The sequence below is a fragment of the Flavobacterium olei genome (genome assembly GCF_039749035.1).
Classification (GTDB): Bacteria; Bacteroidota; Bacteroidia; order Flavobacteriales; family Flavobacteriaceae; genus Flavobacterium; species Flavobacterium olei.
In genome coordinates this window covers 677,836-698,327 of the sequence record NZ_JBDKWC010000001.1, presented here as the reverse complement: position 1 = coordinate 698,327, position 20,492 = coordinate 677,836, and the positions used below count along the sequence as shown (strand labels likewise).

Annotated in this window: 16 protein-coding genes; 13 read left to right on the top strand and 3 right to left on the bottom strand. The window is 36.0% G+C overall.

Annotation, left to right across the window (positions count from 1 at the left end):
• Nucleotides 1–3: 3 nt before the first annotated feature.
• The gene (locus tag ABEB31_RS02940) at nucleotides 4–1,419 is read right to left on the bottom strand and encodes an MBL fold metallo-hydrolase (RefSeq protein WP_347049848.1); all 1,416 of its coding nucleotides are present in this window, start codon (nucleotides 1,417–1,419) and stop codon (nucleotides 4–6) included.
• A gap of 199 nt (nucleotides 1,420–1,618) precedes the next feature.
• Here ABEB31_RS02940 and ABEB31_RS02935 point away from each other — a divergent pair, with 199 nt between their 5' ends.
• The 4 genes from ABEB31_RS02935 (at nucleotide 1,619) to ABEB31_RS02920 (ending at nucleotide 6,654) form a co-directional block, all read left to right on the top strand.
• A complete protein-coding gene (locus ABEB31_RS02935; RefSeq protein ID WP_347049847.1) occupies nucleotides 1,619–2,209 on the top strand; it encodes an HD domain-containing protein in 591 nt (196 codons plus the stop codon).
• Nucleotides 2,210–2,651: 442 nt separating this feature from the next.
• On the top strand, nucleotides 2,652–3,998 hold the full coding sequence (locus ABEB31_RS02930) for a cytochrome ubiquinol oxidase subunit I (protein WP_347049846.1): 1,347 nt from the start codon (nucleotides 2,652–2,654) through the stop codon (nucleotides 3,996–3,998).
• A 2-nt stretch (nucleotides 3,999–4,000) separates the two neighbouring features.
• Nucleotides 4,001–5,077, top strand: a complete 1,077-nt coding sequence (gene cydB, locus ABEB31_RS02925; protein ID WP_347049845.1) for a cytochrome d ubiquinol oxidase subunit II — start codon at nucleotides 4,001–4,003, stop codon at nucleotides 5,075–5,077.
• A 1,130-nt stretch (nucleotides 5,078–6,207) separates the two neighbouring features.
• A complete protein-coding gene (locus ABEB31_RS02920; protein WP_347049844.1) occupies nucleotides 6,208–6,654 on the top strand; it encodes a helix-turn-helix transcriptional regulator in 447 nt (148 codons plus the stop codon).
• 100 nt (nucleotides 6,655–6,754) lie between these two features.
• Here the strand turns inward: ABEB31_RS02920 and ABEB31_RS02915 are convergent, their stop codons facing one another.
• Both ABEB31_RS02915 and ABEB31_RS02910 read right to left on the bottom strand, forming a co-directional pair.
• Complete coding sequence (locus ABEB31_RS02915; protein ID WP_347049843.1) at nucleotides 6,755–7,540, bottom strand: sulfite exporter TauE/SafE family protein; 786 nt, start codon at nucleotides 7,538–7,540, stop codon at nucleotides 6,755–6,757.
• A 134-nt stretch (nucleotides 7,541–7,674) separates the two neighbouring features.
• The gene (locus tag ABEB31_RS02910; RefSeq protein WP_347049842.1) at nucleotides 7,675–8,304 is read right to left on the bottom strand and encodes a Crp/Fnr family transcriptional regulator; all 630 of its coding nucleotides are present in this window, start codon (nucleotides 8,302–8,304) and stop codon (nucleotides 7,675–7,677) included.
• A gap of 357 nt (nucleotides 8,305–8,661) precedes the next feature.
• On the opposite strand from ABEB31_RS02910, the gene ABEB31_RS02905 reads away from it, so the two are divergent.
• The 9 genes from ABEB31_RS02905 (at nucleotide 8,662) to ABEB31_RS02865 (ending at nucleotide 20,446) form a co-directional block, all read left to right on the top strand.
• On the top strand, nucleotides 8,662–8,973 hold the full coding sequence (locus ABEB31_RS02905; RefSeq protein WP_347049841.1) for a rhodanese-like domain-containing protein: 312 nt from the start codon (nucleotides 8,662–8,664) through the stop codon (nucleotides 8,971–8,973).
• A gap of 74 nt (nucleotides 8,974–9,047) precedes the next feature.
• The gene (locus ABEB31_RS02900; RefSeq protein ID WP_347049840.1) at nucleotides 9,048–10,628 is read left to right on the top strand and encodes an NADP-dependent glyceraldehyde-3-phosphate dehydrogenase; all 1,581 of its coding nucleotides are present in this window, start codon (nucleotides 9,048–9,050) and stop codon (nucleotides 10,626–10,628) included.
• Between the two features lie 198 nt (nucleotides 10,629–10,826).
• The gene (locus ABEB31_RS02895; RefSeq protein WP_347049839.1) at nucleotides 10,827–12,701 is read left to right on the top strand and encodes a M1 family metallopeptidase; all 1,875 of its coding nucleotides are present in this window, start codon (nucleotides 10,827–10,829) and stop codon (nucleotides 12,699–12,701) included.
• Between the two features lie 162 nt (nucleotides 12,702–12,863).
• Nucleotides 12,864–13,472, top strand: coding sequence for a hypothetical protein (locus ABEB31_RS02890; protein ID WP_347049838.1), 609 nt, complete (start codon nucleotides 12,864–12,866; stop codon nucleotides 13,470–13,472).
• A gap of 111 nt (nucleotides 13,473–13,583) precedes the next feature.
• Nucleotides 13,584–13,988 carry a GNAT family N-acetyltransferase gene (locus tag ABEB31_RS02885; protein ID WP_347049837.1) on the top strand — a complete coding sequence of 135 codons (405 nt, stop codon included), beginning with the start codon at nucleotides 13,584–13,586 and terminating at the stop codon, nucleotides 13,986–13,988.
• A gap of 150 nt (nucleotides 13,989–14,138) precedes the next feature.
• A complete protein-coding gene (locus ABEB31_RS02880) occupies nucleotides 14,139–14,522 on the top strand; it encodes a hypothetical protein (protein ID WP_347049836.1) in 384 nt (127 codons plus the stop codon).
• Nucleotides 14,523–14,705: 183 nt separating this feature from the next.
• Nucleotides 14,706–15,788 (top strand): efflux RND transporter periplasmic adaptor subunit, encoded by a 1,083-nt coding sequence (locus ABEB31_RS02875; RefSeq protein WP_347049835.1) that lies wholly within the window; start codon nucleotides 14,706–14,708, stop codon nucleotides 15,786–15,788.
• Nucleotides 15,789–15,846: 58 nt separating this feature from the next.
• Nucleotides 15,847–19,014 (top strand): efflux RND transporter permease subunit, encoded by a 3,168-nt coding sequence (locus ABEB31_RS02870; protein ID WP_347049834.1) that lies wholly within the window; start codon nucleotides 15,847–15,849, stop codon nucleotides 19,012–19,014.
• Nucleotides 19,007–20,446 carry a TolC family protein gene (locus ABEB31_RS02865; RefSeq protein ID WP_347049833.1) on the top strand — a complete coding sequence of 480 codons (1,440 nt, stop codon included), beginning with the start codon at nucleotides 19,007–19,009 and terminating at the stop codon, nucleotides 20,444–20,446. Before ABEB31_RS02870 ends, ABEB31_RS02865 begins: the two co-directional genes overlap by 8 nt.
• Nucleotides 20,447–20,492 lie beyond the last annotated feature (46 nt).

Here is a 20,492-nt window from a genome sequence, read left to right as displayed (position 1 = left end):
AATTTATTTTAATACTTTACTCTGACAAACAAAATCAGATTTTGGGATTTCTGTTTTGGAGATTGCTCCAAAACCGCCTTCGACTTCAGAGAAGTTTCTAAAACCTCTTGCCTGCAAAATCGAAGCGGCGATCATACTTCTGTAACCTCCGGCGCAATGCAGATAAAAATGTTCGTTTGGATTAATATCTTCCACCCAGTCATTAATATAAGCCAAAGGTTTGCTGTAGGCTTCGTCGATATGTTCTGCTTCGTATTCTGTTTCTTTGCGGATGTCTACAACTTTGTCCTGCCCAAATTTAAAATCTTTTGCAAATTGTGCGGCTGTAATTCGGTTCACGGTATCAATTTCGTAACCTGCATTTTTCCACGCTTCAAAACCGCCTTCAAGGTGACCTATAATAGAATCAAAACCAACCCGGCTTAAACGCGTAACGGTTTCTTCTTCCATTCCTGTTTCGGTAACCAGTATAATAGGTTGTTTTACATTGGCAATTAAAGTTCCAACCCAGGGAGCAAAATCACCATTGATTCCGATATTAATAGATTGCGGAATAAATCCTTTACTAAAATCGGCAGCATTTCTGGTATCGAGAATTAAAGCTCCGGTTTCTTCAGCGACAGCTTCAAATTCATTTACATTTATTGCTTTCATTCCATTATGAAGAACAGTCTCAAAGCTTTCGTAACCTTGTTTGTTCATGGCTACATTCATGCTGAAATAGGCTGGAGGAGGTAATAGTCCCTCTGTTACCTCTTTAATAAATTCGGCTTCGGTCATATCTGCACGCAAAGCATAATTTGTAGCTTTCTGATTTCCGATTGTAGAAACGGTTTCTTTACTCATGTTTTTTCCGCAGGCGCTTCCGGCTCCATGTGCAGGATAAACGATAACGTCATCGGCCAAAGTCATAATTTTATCTCTTAACGAATGAAATAAAATCCCTGCCAATTGATCCTGAGTCATTCCGGCTGCTTTTTGAGCTAAATCGGGACGGCCAACATCTCCAATAAATAAAGTGTCTCCGGAGAAAATCGCATGATCTTTTCCGTTTTCATCAATTAATAAAAAAGTCGAGCTTTCCATTGTATGTCCCGGCGTGTGCAAAACTTTTATAGTAATGTTTCCTATTTTAAATTCCTGTCCGTCTGTAGCAGAAATGCAGTCAAATTCGCAGGAAGCGTTTGGTCCGTATACAATTGATGCGCCGGTTTCTTTGCTTAAATCTACGTGTCCGGAAACGAAATCAGCGTGAAAATGAGTTTCAAAAATGTACTTTAATGTAACGCCGTCACGTTCTAAACGGTCCAAATAGGGTTGTGTTTCTCTAAGCGGGTCAATAATGGCCGCTTCGCCATTTGAAGTAATATAATATGCACCCTGTGCCAGGCATCCGGTGTAAATTTGTTCTATTTTCATGATATTGTAAAATGATGGGATACAAAGGTAACTTTGTTTTTTAATAAAATGAGTGACTAATGTTACAGAAATTAGGTTTTTGTGTAAAAAAAAACGGAACAGTCAGCATAAAAATGATTTAAACCAATTTAATGCGGAGCAATTGCACTTTAAGCTTTAATTTTGCATCTGACGGATGTCATTTCCAAACCACAATAATATGAAGACACAAGATTTATTAAATCAGATTGCTTTTATAAAAGAAATCGATAAACTTAAATACATTCAGCGCAAAACAAAACTTTTTAATAGTGACCGCTGCGAAAACGACGCCGAACACAGCTGGCATCTTGCTTTAATGGCAATTGTACTGGCAGAGCATAGTAATGAACCAATTGATATTTTGAAAGTTGTTAAAATGGTTTTGATTCATGATATTGTAGAAATTGATGCGGGCGATGTTTTTATGTATGATACCGTAAAAAACCATTCCAATACCGACGAGGAGCGAATTGCGGCAAATCGCATTTTTGGCCTGCTGCCAGAAAAACAGGCGCAGGAATTTATTTCAATTTGGGAAGAATTTGAAGCCGGTGAAACAAGCGAAGCCAAATTCGCAAAATCAATGGACCGCTTAGAACCTCTTTTACAGAATACCTCAAATAACGGCGGAACCTGGAAAGAATTCGGAGTGAAATATGATAAGGTTTATGAAAAGAAAAGTGTCATTAAGGAAGGTTCAAAAACAATTTGGAATTATGCCGAAGGTTTGATAAACGATAGCGTAGAAAAAGGAATTTTAGAGAAATGATTTTTTTAAACCCTATAAGTGATGTAAGTTCATTTTAGTTTTGGGGTAAATCGTGTCCAACTTTGTCAAAGCTCCCAACGTTTAGCTAATGTTTCCACGGTTGAAACCTCGGGCGATTAAAGAAACAATATCAAACATAGACAATGGTTTCAACCATTGGTACACAAAGAATATAAGACATAGTTTGTCATTTCGACGAAGGAGAAATCTCCGCAAGTACTCCGCAACTATAATCCAATCTTTGGAGAGCTTCGCGTGGAGATTTCTCCTTCGTCGAAATGATAAACTTGCCACAAAAAAAACTAAAATGAACTTACATCACTTATATGGTTTAAAAATAACTTATATGGTTCAAAACTTTAAAAATAAACTCCTTTGTTAAGGCAGTATTTCGGGTTTTAATGGGTAAATTTGTAGAACTTCATAAAACAAATACCACCTTATGGAAGAAATGCTCTTTTATGACCGAATGCAATTTGCCTTCACCATTACCTTTCACTATCTTTTTCCGCAGCTTACAATGGGTCTTTCGCTCATCATAGTGTACTTTAAGTGGAAATATTTAAAAACTAAAAACGAACAATACAATCACGCCACGCATTTCTGGATGAAAATCTTCGCGCTGAATTTTGCAATGGGCGTTGTAACAGGAATTCCGATGGAATTTCAGTTTGGGACCAACTGGGCGAAATTCTCTGAGTTAACCGGAGGAATTATCGGCCAGACGCTGGCAATGGAAGGAATGTTTTCGTTTTTTCTCGAATCTTCTTTTCTCGGAATCTTTTTATTTGGAGAAAAACTCCTCGGACATAAATGGCACTTTGTCACCGGATTGCTGATTTGTATTGGCTCCTGGGCGAGCGGTTTTTTAATTATTGCCACGCATTCCTGGATGCAGAATCCCGTTGGTTATGAAATTCTGGAAAACGGAAAATTTGTGTTGACGAACTTTCAGGCTTTGTTCTTAAATCCGTGGTTATGGCCTTCATTTTTGCACAATCAGGCTGCTTCCTTGGTTACGAGTTCTTTTGTTGTCGCGGGAATTGGTGCTTTTTACATTTTAAGTCAGAAAAATATTTATTACGGAAAATTATTTTTAAAAACCGGAGTCATTTTTGGATTGATTTCGAGTGTAATCGTAGCAGTTCCGACCGGTGATTTACTGGCAAAAAATGTCGTGAAATATCAACCCGTAACTTTTGCCGGAATGGAAGGAATTTTTCATACAGAAAAGCGAGGATCAGAAATTGTTTTAATTGGTCAGCCCGATGTAAAAGACAAAAAACTAGATAATAAAATTGCAGTTCCAAACATTCTGAGTTTTCTGACTTACGGAAATTGGGATCAGGAAATAAAAGGTTTAGATCAATTTGAAGAAGATCTGCATCCGACCAATATTTCGGGATTGTATTATGCGTATCATATTATGGTGGGACTCGGAACGGTTTTTATTGGTTTAATGCTGATTTCGCTCTTGCAATTAATAAGAGGTAAATTATTTCAAACCAAATGGATTCTCTGGTCGCTCATGTTCATGATGCCATTTCCGTATATTGCCAATACAACAGGCTGGTACACTGCCGAATTAGGAAGACAACCGTGGCTGGTTTATAATCTTTTGAGGACTTCTGCCGGGGCTTCGCCAACGGTTTCTTCAGGAAACACCTTATTTACTTTATTAGGTTTTATCGGATTGTATCTTTTACTGGGAATGTTATTTCTATTATTGATTGGAAAAATTATCGGTAAAGGACCTCATCACGTTGAACTCTCAACAGAAAAAATATAATTATGGAATTTTTTTGGTACGTAGTTTTAATGGGAATTCTGGCCGTTTATATTGTATTAGACGGTTACGATTTTGGCGCAGGAATCATCCATTTGTTTTTTGCTAAAGAAGAAAAAGACAAAAAAGCCATTACAAACTCAATTGGTCCGTTTTGGGATGCCAATGAAGTTTGGATAATTGCGGCGGGAGGCGTTTTGTTTTTTGCTTTCCCGACTTTATATGCATCGTCTTTCAGCGGATTTTATTTGCCTCTGATTATGATTTTATGGCTGTTGATTTTCCGTGCGATTGGTTTAGAAATGCGCGGACAAATTCATCACCCGATGTGGGAGGCCGTTTGGGATAAAGCTTTTGGAATTGCGAGTTTGCTTTTGGCTTTGTTTTTCGGAATTGCTTTGGGTAATATTGTTCGCGGCGTAAATCTGGGAATGGTAGAAAACGGAGTTTCTACACAGGAAGCGCATTTTTTCTTTCTGCCTTTATGGAATCCGACTTTTAGCCCAAAAGCAGATCAATTGGGGATTATCGATTGGTTTACTTTGTTTTTGGGAATTGTAAGTGTTGTTGCTTTAATGATTCACGGTGCGAATTGGATTGTTTACAAAACCAATTCGGCATTAAACGAAAAGCTTAAAAATTTAGTTTTTAAACTGAATATTGTGTTATTAATTCTGGTTATTATTTCGCTTCAAATCTGGCATTTTATTGAACCGGAACCGTTTCATAATTTTATAGAAAACCCAATTCTTTGGTTTTTTCCGATTATGACTTTTGTTGGAATTTTAGGTTTATTTAAAGTTCGTTCGTTCAAAAAAGACGGACAGGCTTTTATATTCTCCACTCTTTTTCTTGTTGGAGGATTTGCTTCGACAGCGGTTTCTATTTTTCCGAATGTTTTGCCATCGACTAATAAAGTGAATCCATCGCTGACTATTTATAATACTGCCGCCGGAGAATACGGATTATCTGCGGGAATGAGCTGGTTTTTTGTGGCTTTGGCTTTGGTAATTGTTTATTTTATTATTCAGTACAGAGTTTTTAATGGGAAAATGGATGAGATTGGGTATGGAGAGCATTGATTTGTTTGTCACGATTGCACTAATTTTTACAAATTGAAATTATACGTTTCAACCTTTGACAAAGTTTTATACTTTATCACAGACTGATAATGATACAGATTAACTTTTGAATTGCCTCCAGCTTTCGCTGGGGGCTTTTGTTTTAATATAGAGGAGACTTTAGCCAAGATAGCTAAGTTTGACTAAAGCCTTTTGTAGCTATATTTGTTTATCTCCAGCTAAATCTGGAGGCAGTTCATTCATTTATAAAGTGAAATTTTTTATGACCCAAATTTGCGTTAGGGATAGAAGCGGTATCCTTTTTGTTTTTTTCTTTAAAAAATAAAAAGATACAAGTGGATAGCCCGGCCGGAGGCAACGCCCTGAGTATTCTCCTTAACGCGGACATTTTAATAGTAATTGATAAAATAAACTTCGTTTAAAGATTTAATTACAACCAATAGTTATATTCTATAATTTTGATTGTAGGAAAAAGAATCAGCTAATTCTTAATATTGCTTATCTAAGAATTTTTTATCCTTAGAATTCTTAGAAATGTTTTTTACCAAAAGCTTAAATCATTTTACCTACTTAAATTATTATGTCCTTAACAATTTTTGCCGACAAGGTTAGATTTTGCTACAAATCTAAAAGCGGGCAGTACCAATTTGATCCCAGTCAATTGTCTGGGCTGCTTATAAAAAAAGAAAAAATATTTTTTGGAAACCGGCGATTTAATTTCCGTACACGTTATTCTTTATTACTATCTGATTTTTTTAATATGGATACGTTTTTGCTGCGGCGTTTTTGCCCTGATTAGTATATTCTTGTCTTAAAAGGGAGGCTTATAATAAAGCCGGATTTATCGGTTTATTTTTAAAAAATATTTGTCAGATTAATCCAATGCCAAATTAAAAGATTGTACATTAGTAGGCATGGGACAAATACTTCTTAAAGCTTTCTTTTAATATAAATGCGAGACAACTATTAAAAATAAAAGATGTTAGAATTTGACATTTCTCATTATGAATTCGTTTCATAATCGAAGTTTTGTACAAATTATAGTATAACCCAAACAAAAAATTAACCAATTGCTAAGTCGTAGTTTCACCATGTGATTTAGCTCTAAATTCCCAAAAATAAGTATAGTTATGCCGTTTTTACGGCTGGCTGTTTTAACTATACATGACCCCAAATCAGAAATCAAAATTATGGCCGCAACAATTAAAAACAAAATTAGAAACATTAGAGAGTTAAAAAATTATACTCAGGAATATATGGCAGAAAGGTTAGGTGTAACGCAGGCAGGTTACAGTAAAATTGAAAAAGGAAAAACGTCTCTGAGTTATGAGAAACTGGTTGAAATTGGACGTATTCTGGACGTCAGGGTTGAAGATATTATTAGTTTTGATTATGACAGGTATTTTAATAATTTCAATAAAATAACCGGAAATAATAACGGCAGCATTTTGATAAATGCCGATAATACTTCTGTTTTAAGAGAATTGTATGAGGATAAAATTCGCTTATTAGAAAAACTGTTAAACAGGACAGAAAATGAGCTTGAGCGTTATAAAGGCAGGTTTGGAGAAATTTAAAGGCTGTTTTAGTTTGATCTTTGTCAAAGTTTTAATTTTGACAAAGATCACACTACAAGTAAAAACTCAATTAAAATAAGTGCACTACAGCACTTATGTTTTAAAGCAAAATTTCTTTTGCGATAATATAGAATCCCATTATTAATACAAACCAGCCGAAAACGGGTTTTAATTTTGCTCCGTCTATTTTCTTCGAAAGACGGCTGCCAATAAACATTCCGATTAATGCCATGACAGAAACACTCAGCAGAAAAGTATACTGAATTGGTGTGCCAATGTATAAATCGCCTGCAAAACCTATTGTTGAATTAATAGTGATAATTAATAATGAAGTCCCGACTGCTTGTTTCATGGGCAGATTGGCAAAGAAAAGTAAGGCCGGAATGATAAGAAACCCGCCGCCGGCACCCAAAAACCCTGTTACGATTCCGACCAAAAAACCGATGAAGCACAATTGCACATAATTGGTTTCTGTTGGTTTCTGTTCGTCCGGTCTTTTTTTGATCATAGAGATGGCTGCTGTAATCATTAAAACGGAAAAGATGATCATAATGAGAAAATCTTTTGAGACAGAATACGAAGCAACCGAAAAAAGGGTTTGTGCAATCTGCGGAAATATTACTTCGCGAATTATCAAAATTGAAATGATAGATGGAATGGCAAAATACAAAGCCGATTTTAATTTCAGATTTCCCATTCTATAATGACTGTAACTTCCAAACATGGCTGTTAATCCGACAATAAATAAAGAATATGAAGTGGCCTGATCGGGATTGACTTTAAACAAATACACCAAAATCGGAATCGTCAGAATAGAACCGCCGCCGCCAATTAACCCAAGAGAAATTCCGATAATGATTGAAGCAAAATATCCTGCGTATTCCATTGCAATTGTTTTTATGCAAAGATGATTGGTTCTGCAGAAACCTACAGTAACATTTATCACAGAAGGGATTTGTTTTTTTGCTCTAATCCAATAATTGTTTTTTTATTTTTCGAAAATCAATGTGTGAATTGCGACTATTTTTTCAATAATTCAATCTGGTTTCTGTTCAGTTTAACCAGACCGCGTTGTTCCATTTTTTTGAGTAAACGCGAAATAACTTCGCGCGAGGTATTGAGTTCGGTCGCGATTTCCTGATGTGAAAGGTTAACTTCAGAACAGCCACAGGCATCAGAATGTCTTTTTAGATAAAATTCCAGACGCTCGTCCATAGAACGGAAGGCGATATTGTCTACAATTTCCAGAACTTCTTCAAAACGGCTTCTATAGGTTTCAATAACAAATTCGTACCAGCTTCTGTGTTCCATCATCCATTTGTCCATCATTTGCAGCGGAATCATCATTACGGTAACATCCTCGACCACTTTTGCCATAATCTGACTTTTTTCGCTTTTTGCAGTACAGATCATAGAAATAGCACAGGCCTGACCCGGCTGTAAGTAATACATTAAAAATTCGCCGCCGTCTTCTCCTTCGCGATATATTTTTATTTTGCCTTTTGTAATTAAAACTGTATTTTTAATATACTGTCCAGTACGCATTAAAATAGTTCCGACGTTAAAATCCTGCAAGGTGCCGTTTTCTTCAATTGTTGAAATAAGCTCGTTGGAGAAATGCGGAAAGATGGTTTTTAATGAATGTTGCATGAGTTATGTTTTATCTGAAATGAGCTAATTTTTACAAACTATTTGGTTTAAATTGCTGCAATTTTCATCAGAAAATTTTATTAGAATCTAATTAAAAATCGTAATTGATTGCAAAGATAAAGGTTTGAATTAAGATTAATTGTCAAAAAAACAGAATTAAGAACTGTTTAATGCAAATGAAAAAATCCTATTTTCTATCGATTTTGTAGGCTGTATTTTTAAAAATAGTAACTAAATTTGTAATTCACTGATTATAATAGTTTCTCTAAAACGTTTTCTGAGAATAATAATCGAAATCGCATTGGGTACGTTTTTTATATGTAGAAACGTCGTAATTTTACAAAAACACATTTTATTATGAATTTATCACAAGAAGATTGGGTTGCTCAGTTAGAAGCTGACGAAAATGCCGTTATACTTGACGTAAGAACTCAGGACGAATTTAACGATGGCTATATTGAAAATGCTGTAAATATTGATATCAATAAAGGACAGGGATTTATTTACGAAATTGAAGAATTAGATAAAAATAAAAATTACTATGTATACTGTCGTTCCGGAGCCAGAAGCGCAAAAGCGTGTCAGGTAATGAACGAACTGGGTATCGAAAATGCCTACAATCTGCTTGGAGGAATCCTGGATTGGGAAGGCGAAACAGTACAACCATAAAAAAAGAAGAGGCATAAAAAGGCCTCTTTTTTCTTTTGAAAATAAAATTACCAGACCTTTAAACAAACCAAATTATGAGTTTTATACCAGAAGAATATCAGATTAAAACGCTTATCAATCAGGATACGTATCTTGTAAACGGAGAATTGAAACAATGGACAGGGCAGACCACACCTGTATTTTCTACTATTTCTTCAACAGAAAAATATACGCCAACTTTATTAGGATCTATTCCGTTTATGGCAGAAAAAGAAGCGGCAGAAGTTGTTGAAGCTGCTACAGCTGCCTATGATATGGGGCAGGGTTTATGGCCCACTATGAAAGTGGCAGACCGTATTAAATGTATGGAGAATTTTGTAAGCCAGATGAAAGAAACCCGCGAGGAAGTAGTAAAACTTTTGATGTGGGAAATTGGAAAAAACCTTGGCGATTCGCAAAAAGAATTTGACAGAACGGTAGAATATATTTACGATACAATCGCAAGTTATAAAGAACTAAACGGACGCAGCTCGCATTTTGAAAAAGTACAGGGCGTTAACGCCATGATTCGTCGCGGACCTCTTGGCGTTGTTTTATGTCTTGGACCGTACAATTATCCTTTAAATGAAACTTTTTCATTGCTAATTCCCGCGTTAATTATGGGTAACACCGTAATTTTTAAACCGGCAAAACACGGTGTTTTATGTATTTCTCCATTACTGGAAGCCTTCAGAAGCAGTTTCCCAAAGGGAGTAATTAATATCGTCTACGGCAGAGGACGTGAAGTGGCTTCGCCAATCATGAAATCAGGAAAAATAGATGTTCTGGCTTTAATCGGTAACAGTAAATCGGCAATTGCGCTTCAGGATCAGCATCCTAATAAAAACAGATTGCGTTTAATTTTAGGTTTAGAAGCTAAAAACCCGGCAATTATTCTTCCGGATGCCGATTTAGATTTGGCTATTCAGGAATGTATCACAGGAAGTTTATCGTTCAACGGTCAGCGTTGCACAGCATTAAAAGTGCTTTATGTACATGAATCTATCAGAGAAGAATTCAACAGACGTTTTTCTGAAAAAGTAGATGCGTTACAATTTGGAAATCCGTGGGAAAAAGGAGCTTCCTTGACACCACTTCCGGAAACGGAAAAACCAGAATATATTCAGGGATTAATTGATGATGCTATTTCAAAAGGTGCCAAAATCTTAAACGAAAAAGGAGGAAAACATACAGAAAATTATATTTTCCCAGCTGTTTTATATCCTGTAAATCAAGAGATGCGCGTGTACCATGAAGAGCAATTTGGACCGGTGGTTCCCGTAATTTCTTTTCAGGATATTAAAGAACCACTGCACGATATGGCAGAATCTAATTACGGGCAACAAGTTAGTTTGTTTGGTAAAGATATTAAAACACTGGCACCGCTTATCGATTCTTTGGTAAACTTAGTTTGCAGGGTAAACCTCAACAGTTCCTGCCAGCGAGGTCCGGATGCTTTCCCTTTTACAGGAAGAAAAGATTCGGCTGTCGGAACTTTAAGTATTCCGGATGCTTTGCGTTCATTCTCGATCCGTACGTTTGTAGCTTCAAAAGATATCGATTATAATAATGAAATTCTGCAGGAATTGCTGGACAGCAAAGAATCGAATTTTATTAACACCGATTATATTTTGTAGTAATCAGGTTATATTTAATTGTAGAATCCGCCCATTGCTTTAGTAATGGGCGTTTTTTTTTATTGTATTTAATTTTCTATTTACCACTTACTATTCACAATTGACATTGGTAATTAATAATTAACTTTGTAACATTACACAGAAAACCGCCACTAATAGTTATCTAAAATAAATTTAAAGACCTAAGAATTAATTATAATGAAGAAAATACTGCATTTGGCAATTATCGCATTTGTTCTTTTTACCCAAAGTAATTTTGCACAAGAACTTTACATGCCCCGAAATATAAAAGAGGCGTATGCTAACGGAACCCGGTCTAAGGACGGAAAACCTGGAAAAAAGTACTGGCAAAACCAGGGCAGATATAATATGGAAATTTCGGTTGATCCTAAGACAAAGATGGTCAGCGGAACCGAAACTATACTTTACGAAAACAACAGCAATGATACGCTAAGAAACATAGCGATTCGTTTTGTCAATAATCTTCATAAACCTTCTTCGCCTCGTGGAAGTAGTGTAAGCGACGATTTTTTAAGCAACGGATTAACAATTACATCTTTAAAAATAGAAAATGAAGTGTATAAGGAAGATGCAAGAAGTTGGGGAACAGTAGGTCGTGTTAAGTATACAAAAGGAATAGTGCCACATACTAAAGTCACCATTAAAATAGACTGGAATTATCCATTATCTAAAGAAAGCGGCAGAGAAGGGCAAATTGACGAAACCACTTTCTTTGTGGCTTATAGTTATCCGCGCATTTCTGTTTTTGACGATTATAATGGCTGGGATATCTTACCACATACAGATCGCCAGGAATTTTACAATGATTTTAATGATTATGTCTTTTCTGTAAAAGCACCAAAAAATTATGTGGTATACGCAACCGGAGATTTATTAAATCCGGATGAGGTATTACAGCCTGAATTTGCAGCACGATTAAAAAAATCATATACAACCGATGAAATTCTGCACATTGCGAATGAGCAGGAAATGAAAAGCGGAATTGTAACCAAACAATACGACTGGAATGTCTGGAAGTTTGAAGCTAAAAACATTTCAGATGTATGTTTTGGATTAAGTGATCATTATTTATGGGATGCAAGCAGCGTAATTGTAGATAAAAAAACAAATCGTAGAGCCAGTGTTCAGGCGGCTTATGATGTTAAAGGAACCGATTTTGTAAACTCAGTAAAAAACAATCAATATGCTTTGGACTGGTTTTCGAATAACTGGCCGGGAGTTCCGTATCCGTTTTCAAAAATGACTGCTTTTCAGGGTTTTGCCGACATGGAATATCCTATGATATGTAACGATTCGCAAATGGGCGATGCAAAATTTGCGCAGTTGGTACAGGATCACGAAGTGGCGCATACTTATTTTCCTTTCTATATGGGAATTAATGAAACGCGTTACGCTTTTATGGATGAAGGCTGGGCAACTACTTTCGAATATTTAATCGGAATTGCAGAACATGGTAAAGAGGATGCAGATCAATTTTATAAGGAATTTAGAGTTCAGAATTATATAAATGACCGCTCGGCAGAAGAAGATCAGCCTATTATTTCCATGTCGACACAAGTTTCGGGAGCAGGTTATGGTAATAATTCGTATGGAAAAGCTTCTCTTTCTTATCTGGCTTTAAAAGATATGCTGGGAGACGATTTGTTTAAAAAAGCGCTTCACACGTACATGGAAACATGGAATGGTAAACATCCGATTCCTTGGGATTATTTTAATTCGTTCAATGCAACAACCGGCAAAAATCTAAATTGGTTTTTCCAAAACTGGTTTTTCACTAATAATTATTTAGATATCGCAATTAAAAATATCTCATCAGACAGGAAAACGATCACTGTAGAAAATATTGGAGGTTTTGCTATTCCGTTTGATGTAATCATTACGTTTGCCGATAAATCTAAAGTAACGCTGCATCAGACACCTGCTATTTGGGAGAAAAACCAAAAGTCGGCAAAAGTGATTTTAAAGACTACAAAAAAGATTCAAAAAATTCAGCTAGACGGCGGAATTTTTATGGATGCTACTCCTTCAAATAACATTATTAATGTTAAATAGTTGAGTTAAATTTAAATAAAATTTATAAAGAGTCATTATTATGCATATATGTTGGCTCTTTTTTATGAATTAGAAAAAAATAAAAAAGAAGTACGGTTTTACGTAAATTTTTCTGCAAAAAATCATTTACGTTTGCAAAATAATACTAAACCTACTAATTTGATGAAAAACTACTTAATTATTGCCTTTTTTTTGATATCTGTTCAACTTTTTGCACAAAATGATCAAAAAACGGCATTTCAGAAAAATAAATATGAACTGGCAGTTTCCTATTACAAAAAGGATGATTTTGTAAAAGCTATTGATCTTTTTTCTTTAGCGGCGAAAGTTAAACCTGATAGCAAAATAGGACAGCAGGCTATTCAAAAAGTAGATACACTGCGCGAGGTTCTGAGAAAGAAAATCTTAGATGTAGCTGTTGGAACATGGAAAAAATCGGGCAATAAACCTGTCTGGTCCAGTTCTCAGGTAAATAACAATTCTAATATTGACGAATTAATTGAAATAAAAAAAGACGAGATTTTATTTTATCAGCTGGATAAAAGTACCCAGACAAAAAAGCTGCTCAGGACAGAGAGTTTAATTTATAATGATGCAAATAACACAGTGTCACTATTCTCAGAAATTATACTTTCAGACGGAAGTATATGGAATTGTAGTATTAATGAAAAAGCTACTATTCTCCATGTTATTAATGTTGCCAAAAAAACAGAAGCAGGAATAGAAAAAATTGAAAGTAATAATGAAGAAAGTTATTACGTAAAAATATAGAAAAAAGGGAATCATTTGATTCCCTTTTTTTTGCAATAATCTGAATTAGGATTGGTGATATAAATTAGATATTATTTAAAAATCACTTATTTTTGAAATTAAAAAAGAAGAATGGTAATTAAAGCAATTGATGCATCAGAAACCTGGCAGATTCGCCATGAGGTAATGTGGCCCGACCAGCCTTTTGAATTTGTTCAGCTTGAAGAGGACGATACCGGTTTGCATTATGGCGTTTTTAATGAAGATCAGGTAGTGTCTGTTGTTTCGTGTTTTATTGTAAAGGATGAAATGCAGTTTCGCAAATTAGCTACTTTGCATGTTTATCAGGGAAAAGGTCTGGCATCTGCGTTATTGCATTTTATTTTTAATGTTGCCAGAGAAAAAGAATTGACAAAAATCTGGTGCAACGCCAGAAAAGAGAAAAAATATTTTTACGAAAAATTCGGTATGCGGGATACTGGTGCAGTTTTTACCAAAGCCGGACAAGAATTTACCATTATGGAAGTTTTAGTTTAAGTTTTGGTCTTTAATTAGTTACATTTTATTTTCTGTATAAGAAGCCTCAAGTGCCACGATTACAATGAAAACGTTTTCGTTTAAGATCCAATGTTAAGACTTTCTTATTTTATTTTTTTTATTCCGATCTTTTATTACTTTCGCACCCAAATGAGAAAGTTAATAGTATTTTTAGTATTCATGAATATGCTTCTGCTTGGCGGAGGTCAGTATTTGAATGCCAATACTTTTGGCTTACCTCAACACCACAATCTGGAAAAGAAACATCGTGTTAAATTTACCAGTCAGGATCGCGGATCTTCAACAATAGAAGATGCCGCAGATATTGATTTAGAAGAGGATCTTCTGGGAAGTGATGATGTTGATGGAGACAGCATAAAACTTTTTGCAGCTGGTTACAGTTTTGTTAACGACTTATATCTGGCACTTTCAGATCAGTCTGCTGCAAATGATTCCAATCGTTTTAAAATTTCTACGCCTTCTTTAGGGCATTCAAATCCTTTATACATTACTCAACGCGTATTAAGAATTTGATTTTCAAGTATACATCGGTTGCCTAAGTTGCGATCCTGCATATCTTGTTGATGTATATTTTTTTCTTACTTCTACTTATATGAAAATTTAAGGTCAGACCAAAGGCTTACAGATGTCTAATTCCATCTTTACGGAATCTTTGTATTCTAGGCATTCAATCGCTTAATTTCCATTTTTAAAATCATGAAAAGAATTATCTTATTCACAGGCTTTATGGCCTTGGTGTGCTTAACCAGTTGTACAGCAAAAAAAGAAGAAAAAGAAGAAGCGGAAAAGTTCACTGTAACTAATCCTGTAAAAATCGACACTTCATTTACAAAAGAGTATGTTTCTCAGATTAAATCTGTCAGAAACATCGAGATCCGTGCCCAGGAAAAAGGGTTTTTGCAAAATATTTATGTTGATGAAGGTCAGTTTGTGAAAAAAGGACAGCTGTTGTTTAAAATTATGCCTAACATGTATCAGGCAGAATTACTTAAAGCTCAGGCTGAGCAAAAATCAGTTGAAATTGAGTTACAAAACGCTAAATTATTAGCAGATAAAAATATCGTTTCTAAAAACGAACTAAGTGTCGCTCAGGCTAAATTACAATCTGCAAAAGCAGAGGTTGCACTGGCGAAACTTCACTTATCTTTTACTGAAATCAGAGCTCCGTTTGACGGAACAATTGACAGAATTCCTTTAAAACTCGGAAGTCTTATTGATGAGGGTGAATTATTGACAAGTCTTTCAGACAACAGTCAGATGTTTGCTTATTTCAATGTTTCCGAACCGGAATATCTTCAATATGAGACCAATGTGACAGACCGTGCAGACAATAAAGTAAATTTAGTTTTGGCTAATGGAGATACATTTAAGGATAAAGGAAATGTTGAAGTTATAGAAAGTGAATTCAACAATGAAACCGGAAATATCGCTTTCAGGGCGAGATTTCCAAATTCAGCAAAATTGCTTAGAAATGGCGAAACAGGACAAGTTCAAATGATGGTTCCTTTGAAAAACGCTATTGTAATACCACAAAAAGCGACTTACGAAATTCAGGATAAAAAGTATGTTTTTCTTGTTGATAAAAACAATAAAATTTCATCTAAAGAAATTACCATAACAGGCGAAATACCTGATTTATATGTAATTAAAAGTGGTTTGTCTGAGAATGATAAAATCCTGCTTGACGGGGTTCAGAAAGTAAAAGAAAATGACAAAATCAATTTTGCTTACATCGCACCACAAAAGGTAATCAACAATTTACGATTAAAAGCGGAATAATACAAAGTGTTCAGTAAACAGTTTTTAGTATTCAGATTAATCATTAAAAAATATACAAATGTTTAATAAATTTATACAAAGACCTGTATTGTCGATAGTGATATCGTTGATAATTGTCTTTTTAGGAGTATTGTCGGTATTAAATTTACCCATTACACAATTCCCTTCCATTTCTCCTCCGATGGTAAACGTTACGGCAGATTACCCTGGATCTAATGGGGAATTGATGATCAAATCGGTTGTAATTCCGTTAGAAAGAGCCTTAAACGGTGTTCCCGGAATGAAATATATGACTTCTGATGCCGGAAATGATGGGGAAGCCAGTATTCAGGTTGTGTTCAACTTAGGTACAGATCCAAATCAGGCAGCGATTAATGTTCAGAACCGTGTGGCTTCGGTAACGAATAAACTTCCTCCATTGGTAGTTAGAGAAGGTGTGAAGATCACGCGTGAGGTTCCGAGTATGTTAATGTATGTGAATCTTTACAGTACAGACAAAAATACCGACATGAAATTTCTGTACAACTATGCAGATATCAATGTTTTATCTGAATTAAAAAGGGTAAATGGTGTTGGTTCGGGAGATATTTTAGGAACCCGTGAATATGCAATGCGTATCTGGCTGAAGCCTGATCGTATGCTGGCATACAAAATCTCTGCTGATGAAGTAATGGAAGCATTATCAAGTCAGAGTCTGGAAGCTTCGCCTGGTAAAACCGGAGAAAGTTCCGGTAAGCGATCTCAGGCATTTGAGTACGTATTGAAATATTCAGGACGTTTTACAACCAAAGAACAATATGAGAATATCGTAGTTAGATCTACTTCAGACGGAGAACTTTTACGTCTGAAAGATATTGCAAAAGTAGAATTTGGAAGTTCGATGTATGATATTTATTCGAACCTTAACGGAAGACCTTCTGCTGCAATTGTATTAAAACAGTCTTTTGGAAGTAATGCCAATCAGGTAATCGAAGATGTAAAAGCAAAACTGGAGAAAATCAAACAAAAATTTCCAAAAGGAATGGATTACGAAATCTCGTATGATGTTTCTAAGTTTCTTGATGCTTCCATAGAAAAAGTAATTCACACACTGGTAGAAGCTTTTATTTTGGTAGGTTTAGTGGTTTTCCTTTTCCTTGGAGACTGGCGCTCAACGGTAATTCCGGCGATTGCGGTACCTGTTTCGTTGGTAGGGACTTTTGTTTTTATGACATTTTTCGATATTTCCCTAAACTTAATCACCTTATTCGCCTTGGTTCTGGCGATTGGAGTCGTCGTCGATGATGCGATTGTAGTTATTGAAGCTGTGCATGCCAAAATGGAAGAAGAACATCTTTCGCCATTTAAAGCAACTAAAAAAGCGATGCATGAAATTGCGGGGGCAATTATTGCAATTACGTTCTTAATGGCTGCGGTATTTATTCCGGTTGCGTTCATGTCGGGACCTGTTGGAGTTTTCTACAGACAGTTCTCCATTACAATGGCAACAGCTATTATTCTTTCGGGTATTGTAGCTTTAACTCTGACACCTGCACTTTGTGCGATGATGTTAAAAAACAATCACGGTAAACCGAAAAAGAAAACTCCGGTAAACATGTTTATCGACGGTTTCAACAATAAATTTAACCTTGCACAGGGAAAATACCAAAATGTATTAGGTAAAATCGTAGACAGAAGAGCCGTTACGATTATCGTACTTCTTGGATTTTGTGCAGGAACATGGTTAATAAGTGCTACAGTTCCTTCCGGATTTATTCCGAATGAGGATCAGGGAATGTTTTATGCCATTATTCAGACGCCTCCGGGATCGTCATTAGAAAGAACAAATGACATTGCATTGAAACTGCAAAAAATATCGGAAACAGTAGAAGGCGTAAAATCAGTTTCTGCATTGGCAGGTTACGAAATTTTAACAGAAGGTACAGGATCAAATGCCGGAACGTGTTTGATAAACCTGGAAGACTGGAACGACCGTAAACAATCTGTGCAGGAAATTATGACGGAACTGGAAGAAAAATCAAAAGATATTCCGGGTGCCAATATCGAATTTTTCCAGCCACCGGCAGTTCCGGGATATGGAGCAGCAGGAGGATTTGAACTTCGTTTACTGGACAAAACAGGATCCAGTGACTTCAAAAAACTCGAAGCGGTTAATAAAGAATTTGTTGAGGAATTAAATAAACGTCCGGAACTTTCTAACGTATTTAGTTTCTTTAGCGCGAGTTTCCCTCAATATATGATGAAAGTAGATAATGATCTGGCACAGCAAAAAGGCGTTTCAATTGAAAATGCCATGAATACCTTGTCAACTCTTGTGGGAAGTAACTACGAAATCAGTTTCATTAAATACGGAATTAATTATAAAGTGATCGTACAGGCAGCACCGGAATATCGTGCACAGCCGGATGATATTCTAAAATTGTATGTAAAAAACAATCGTGATGAAATGGTTCCTTTTTCTGCTTTTATGAAGTTGGAAAAAGTATACGGACTTTCTGAAATTACCCGACACAACATGTACACTTCTACCGAGATTAGTGGTGGCCCGGCTCCGGGTTATAGTTCCGGTACAGCGATTAAAGTTATTCAGGAAGTAGCAGAAAAAAAATTACCAAGAGGATATGACATTGACTGGGCGGGTATTTCTGCCGATGAGGTTGCTCAGGGTAATCAGGCAATCTGGGTATTTTTAATCTGTTTAGGATTCGTTTATTTGGTTTTAGCAGCACAATACGAAAGTTTTATTTTACCATTATCTGTAATTTTTTCTTTACCGGCGGGTATTTTTGGAGCGTTCCTTTTATTGAAGGTTGCAGGTTTAGAAAACAACATTTATGCGCAGGTAGCAATGGTAATGCTTATTGGATTATTGGGTAAAAATGCCGTATTAATTGTGGAGTTTGCCATCCAGAGACATGCTGCGGGATTATCTGTTTTACAAGCTGCTATGGAAGGGGCGAAGGCAAGGTTCCGTCCGATTCTGATGACTTCATTTGCTTTTATTGCCGGTTTATTACCACTTGCATTTGCTTCTGGTCCGGGAAAAATTGGAAACAGAACTATTGGTACTGCAGCTGCAGGAGGTATGCTTATCGGGACAATCTGTGGTGTATTTGTAATTCCCGGATTGTATTTCATATTTGCCAAAATTGCTGAAAAACACAAACTGGTAAAACATGAAGAAGAGAATCCATTAACTGAAGAAATTGACAACAATCATGTATAAAATCAAATTATATCAATACAGTATTGCATTGGGTTTATGTCTTGCCGTGGCAGGATGTAAAGCCCCTGCAGCTGAAACCGCAACTTCAAGCGCTCCTGTTCCGGAAGCGTTTGGAGCTGTAAAATCTCAGGACACAACCAATATGTCTGCTCTAAAATGGAAAGATTTTTTTAAAGATCAAAATCTTACAGACCTAATCGATGTCGCTTTAAAAAATAATCAGGAACTGAATATGACATTGCAGGAAATCGAAATTGCAAAGAATGATATTCGTGTTCGCAAAGGATTGTTGCTTCCAACAGCGGGTATTCGTGCCGGTGCCGGTGTAGAAAAAGTCGGACGCTATACCAGTCAGGGAGCGGGAGACGCCACGACAGAAATTAAACCTGGTATTGAAACTCCGGATCCCCTAGGCGATTTTACTATCGCCGCTTACGCGAATTGGGAAGTAGACATCTGGAAAAAACTTCGTAACTCAAAAAAAGCTGCTCTAAACAGATATTTAGCAACTGTAGAAGGTAAAAACTTCGTGATAACCAATCTAATTGCAGAAATAGCCGATTCCTATTACGAATTACTGGCCTTAGATACACAGCTGGATATTGTAAAACAAACGATTACTTTGCAAAGTAATGCTTTAGAAATTGTAAAAATTCAAAAGCAGGCTGCTAGAGCAACAGAATTAGGAGTTCAGAAATTTCAGGCTGAAGTCCTGACCTCTAAAAGTTTAGAGTTTGATATACTTCAGAAAATAAAAGAAAACGAGAATAAAATCAATTTCTTGTTAGGTCGTTATCCACAGGAAATCAAAAGAACGCATTCTAATTTTACAGATTTACTGCCATCAGCAGTAAGTTCCGGAATTCCGTCTCAGTTGTTAACAAATCGTCCGGATGTTAAACAAGCCGAGCTGGAATTGGTTGCTGCAAAACTGGATGTAAAAGTTGCACGTGCAGAATTTTATCCCAGATTGGATATTTCTGCCGCAATTGGTGTTCAGGCTTTTAAACCATCCTATTTATTTACAATGCCGGAATCTCTTTTATATTCTCTTGCTGGAGATCTGGTTGCGCCTTTAATTAACAGAAGTGCGATTAAAGCAGAATTTTCAAGTGCCAACGCCAGACAGCTTCAGGCATTATACAATTACGATAAAACGATTCTGAATGCTTATCTGGAAGTTTCTACTCAGCTTTCTAAAATCGATAACCTTCAAAAGAGTTATGATTTAAAAGCACAGCAGGTAGATGCTTTAAATACATCTATTAGTGTTTCAAACGATTTGTTTAAATCGGCACGTGTTGATTATTTTGAAGTTTTAATGACACAGCGCGACGCCTTAGAAGCAAAATTGGAATTGGTTGATACTAAAAAAGAACAATTAAATGCTGCCGTTCATGTTTACAGAGACCTGGGTGGCGGATGGAAATAATTTTGCCTGTTAATTTGTAGTGAAAAGCCTTTTGGGAGTAAAATCC

What these genes read in the sequence shown, in the direction of transcription:
- ABEB31_RS02880 (WP_347049836.1), top strand. Translation starts at nt 14,139, where the DNA reads ATGAGAAAGTTAATAGTATTTTTAGTATTCATGAATATGCTTCTGCTT.
- ABEB31_RS02910 (WP_347049842.1), bottom strand. Translation starts at nt 8,304, where the DNA reads ATGCAACATTCATTAAAAACCATCTTTCCGCATTTCTCCAACGAGCTT.
- ABEB31_RS02930 (WP_347049846.1), top strand. Translation starts at nt 2,652, where the DNA reads ATGGAAGAAATGCTCTTTTATGACCGAATGCAATTTGCCTTCACCATT.
- ABEB31_RS02915 (WP_347049843.1), bottom strand. Translation starts at nt 7,540, where the DNA reads ATGGAATACGCAGGATATTTTGCTTCAATCATTATCGGAATTTCTCTT.
- ABEB31_RS02920 (WP_347049844.1), top strand. Translation starts at nt 6,208, where the DNA reads ATGCCGTTTTTACGGCTGGCTGTTTTAACTATACATGACCCCAAATCA.
- ABEB31_RS02935 (WP_347049847.1), top strand. Translation starts at nt 1,619, where the DNA reads ATGAAGACACAAGATTTATTAAATCAGATTGCTTTTATAAAAGAAATC.
- ABEB31_RS02900 (WP_347049840.1), top strand. Translation starts at nt 9,048, where the DNA reads ATGAGTTTTATACCAGAAGAATATCAGATTAAAACGCTTATCAATCAG.
- ABEB31_RS02885 (WP_347049837.1), top strand. Translation starts at nt 13,584, where the DNA reads ATGGTAATTAAAGCAATTGATGCATCAGAAACCTGGCAGATTCGCCAT.
- ABEB31_RS02875 (WP_347049835.1), top strand. Translation starts at nt 14,706, where the DNA reads ATGAAAAGAATTATCTTATTCACAGGCTTTATGGCCTTGGTGTGCTTA.
- ABEB31_RS02890 (WP_347049838.1), top strand. Translation starts at nt 12,864, where the DNA reads ATGAAAAACTACTTAATTATTGCCTTTTTTTTGATATCTGTTCAACTT.
- ABEB31_RS02905 (WP_347049841.1), top strand. Translation starts at nt 8,662, where the DNA reads ATGAATTTATCACAAGAAGATTGGGTTGCTCAGTTAGAAGCTGACGAA.
- ABEB31_RS02895 (WP_347049839.1), top strand. Translation starts at nt 10,827, where the DNA reads ATGAAGAAAATACTGCATTTGGCAATTATCGCATTTGTTCTTTTTACC.
- ABEB31_RS02870 (WP_347049834.1), top strand. Translation starts at nt 15,847, where the DNA reads ATGTTTAATAAATTTATACAAAGACCTGTATTGTCGATAGTGATATCG.
- ABEB31_RS02865 (WP_347049833.1), top strand. Translation starts at nt 19,007, where the DNA reads ATGTATAAAATCAAATTATATCAATACAGTATTGCATTGGGTTTATGT.
- cydB (WP_347049845.1), top strand. Translation starts at nt 4,001, where the DNA reads ATGGAATTTTTTTGGTACGTAGTTTTAATGGGAATTCTGGCCGTTTAT.
- ABEB31_RS02940 (WP_347049848.1), bottom strand. Translation starts at nt 1,419, where the DNA reads ATGAAAATAGAACAAATTTACACCGGATGCCTGGCACAGGGTGCATAT.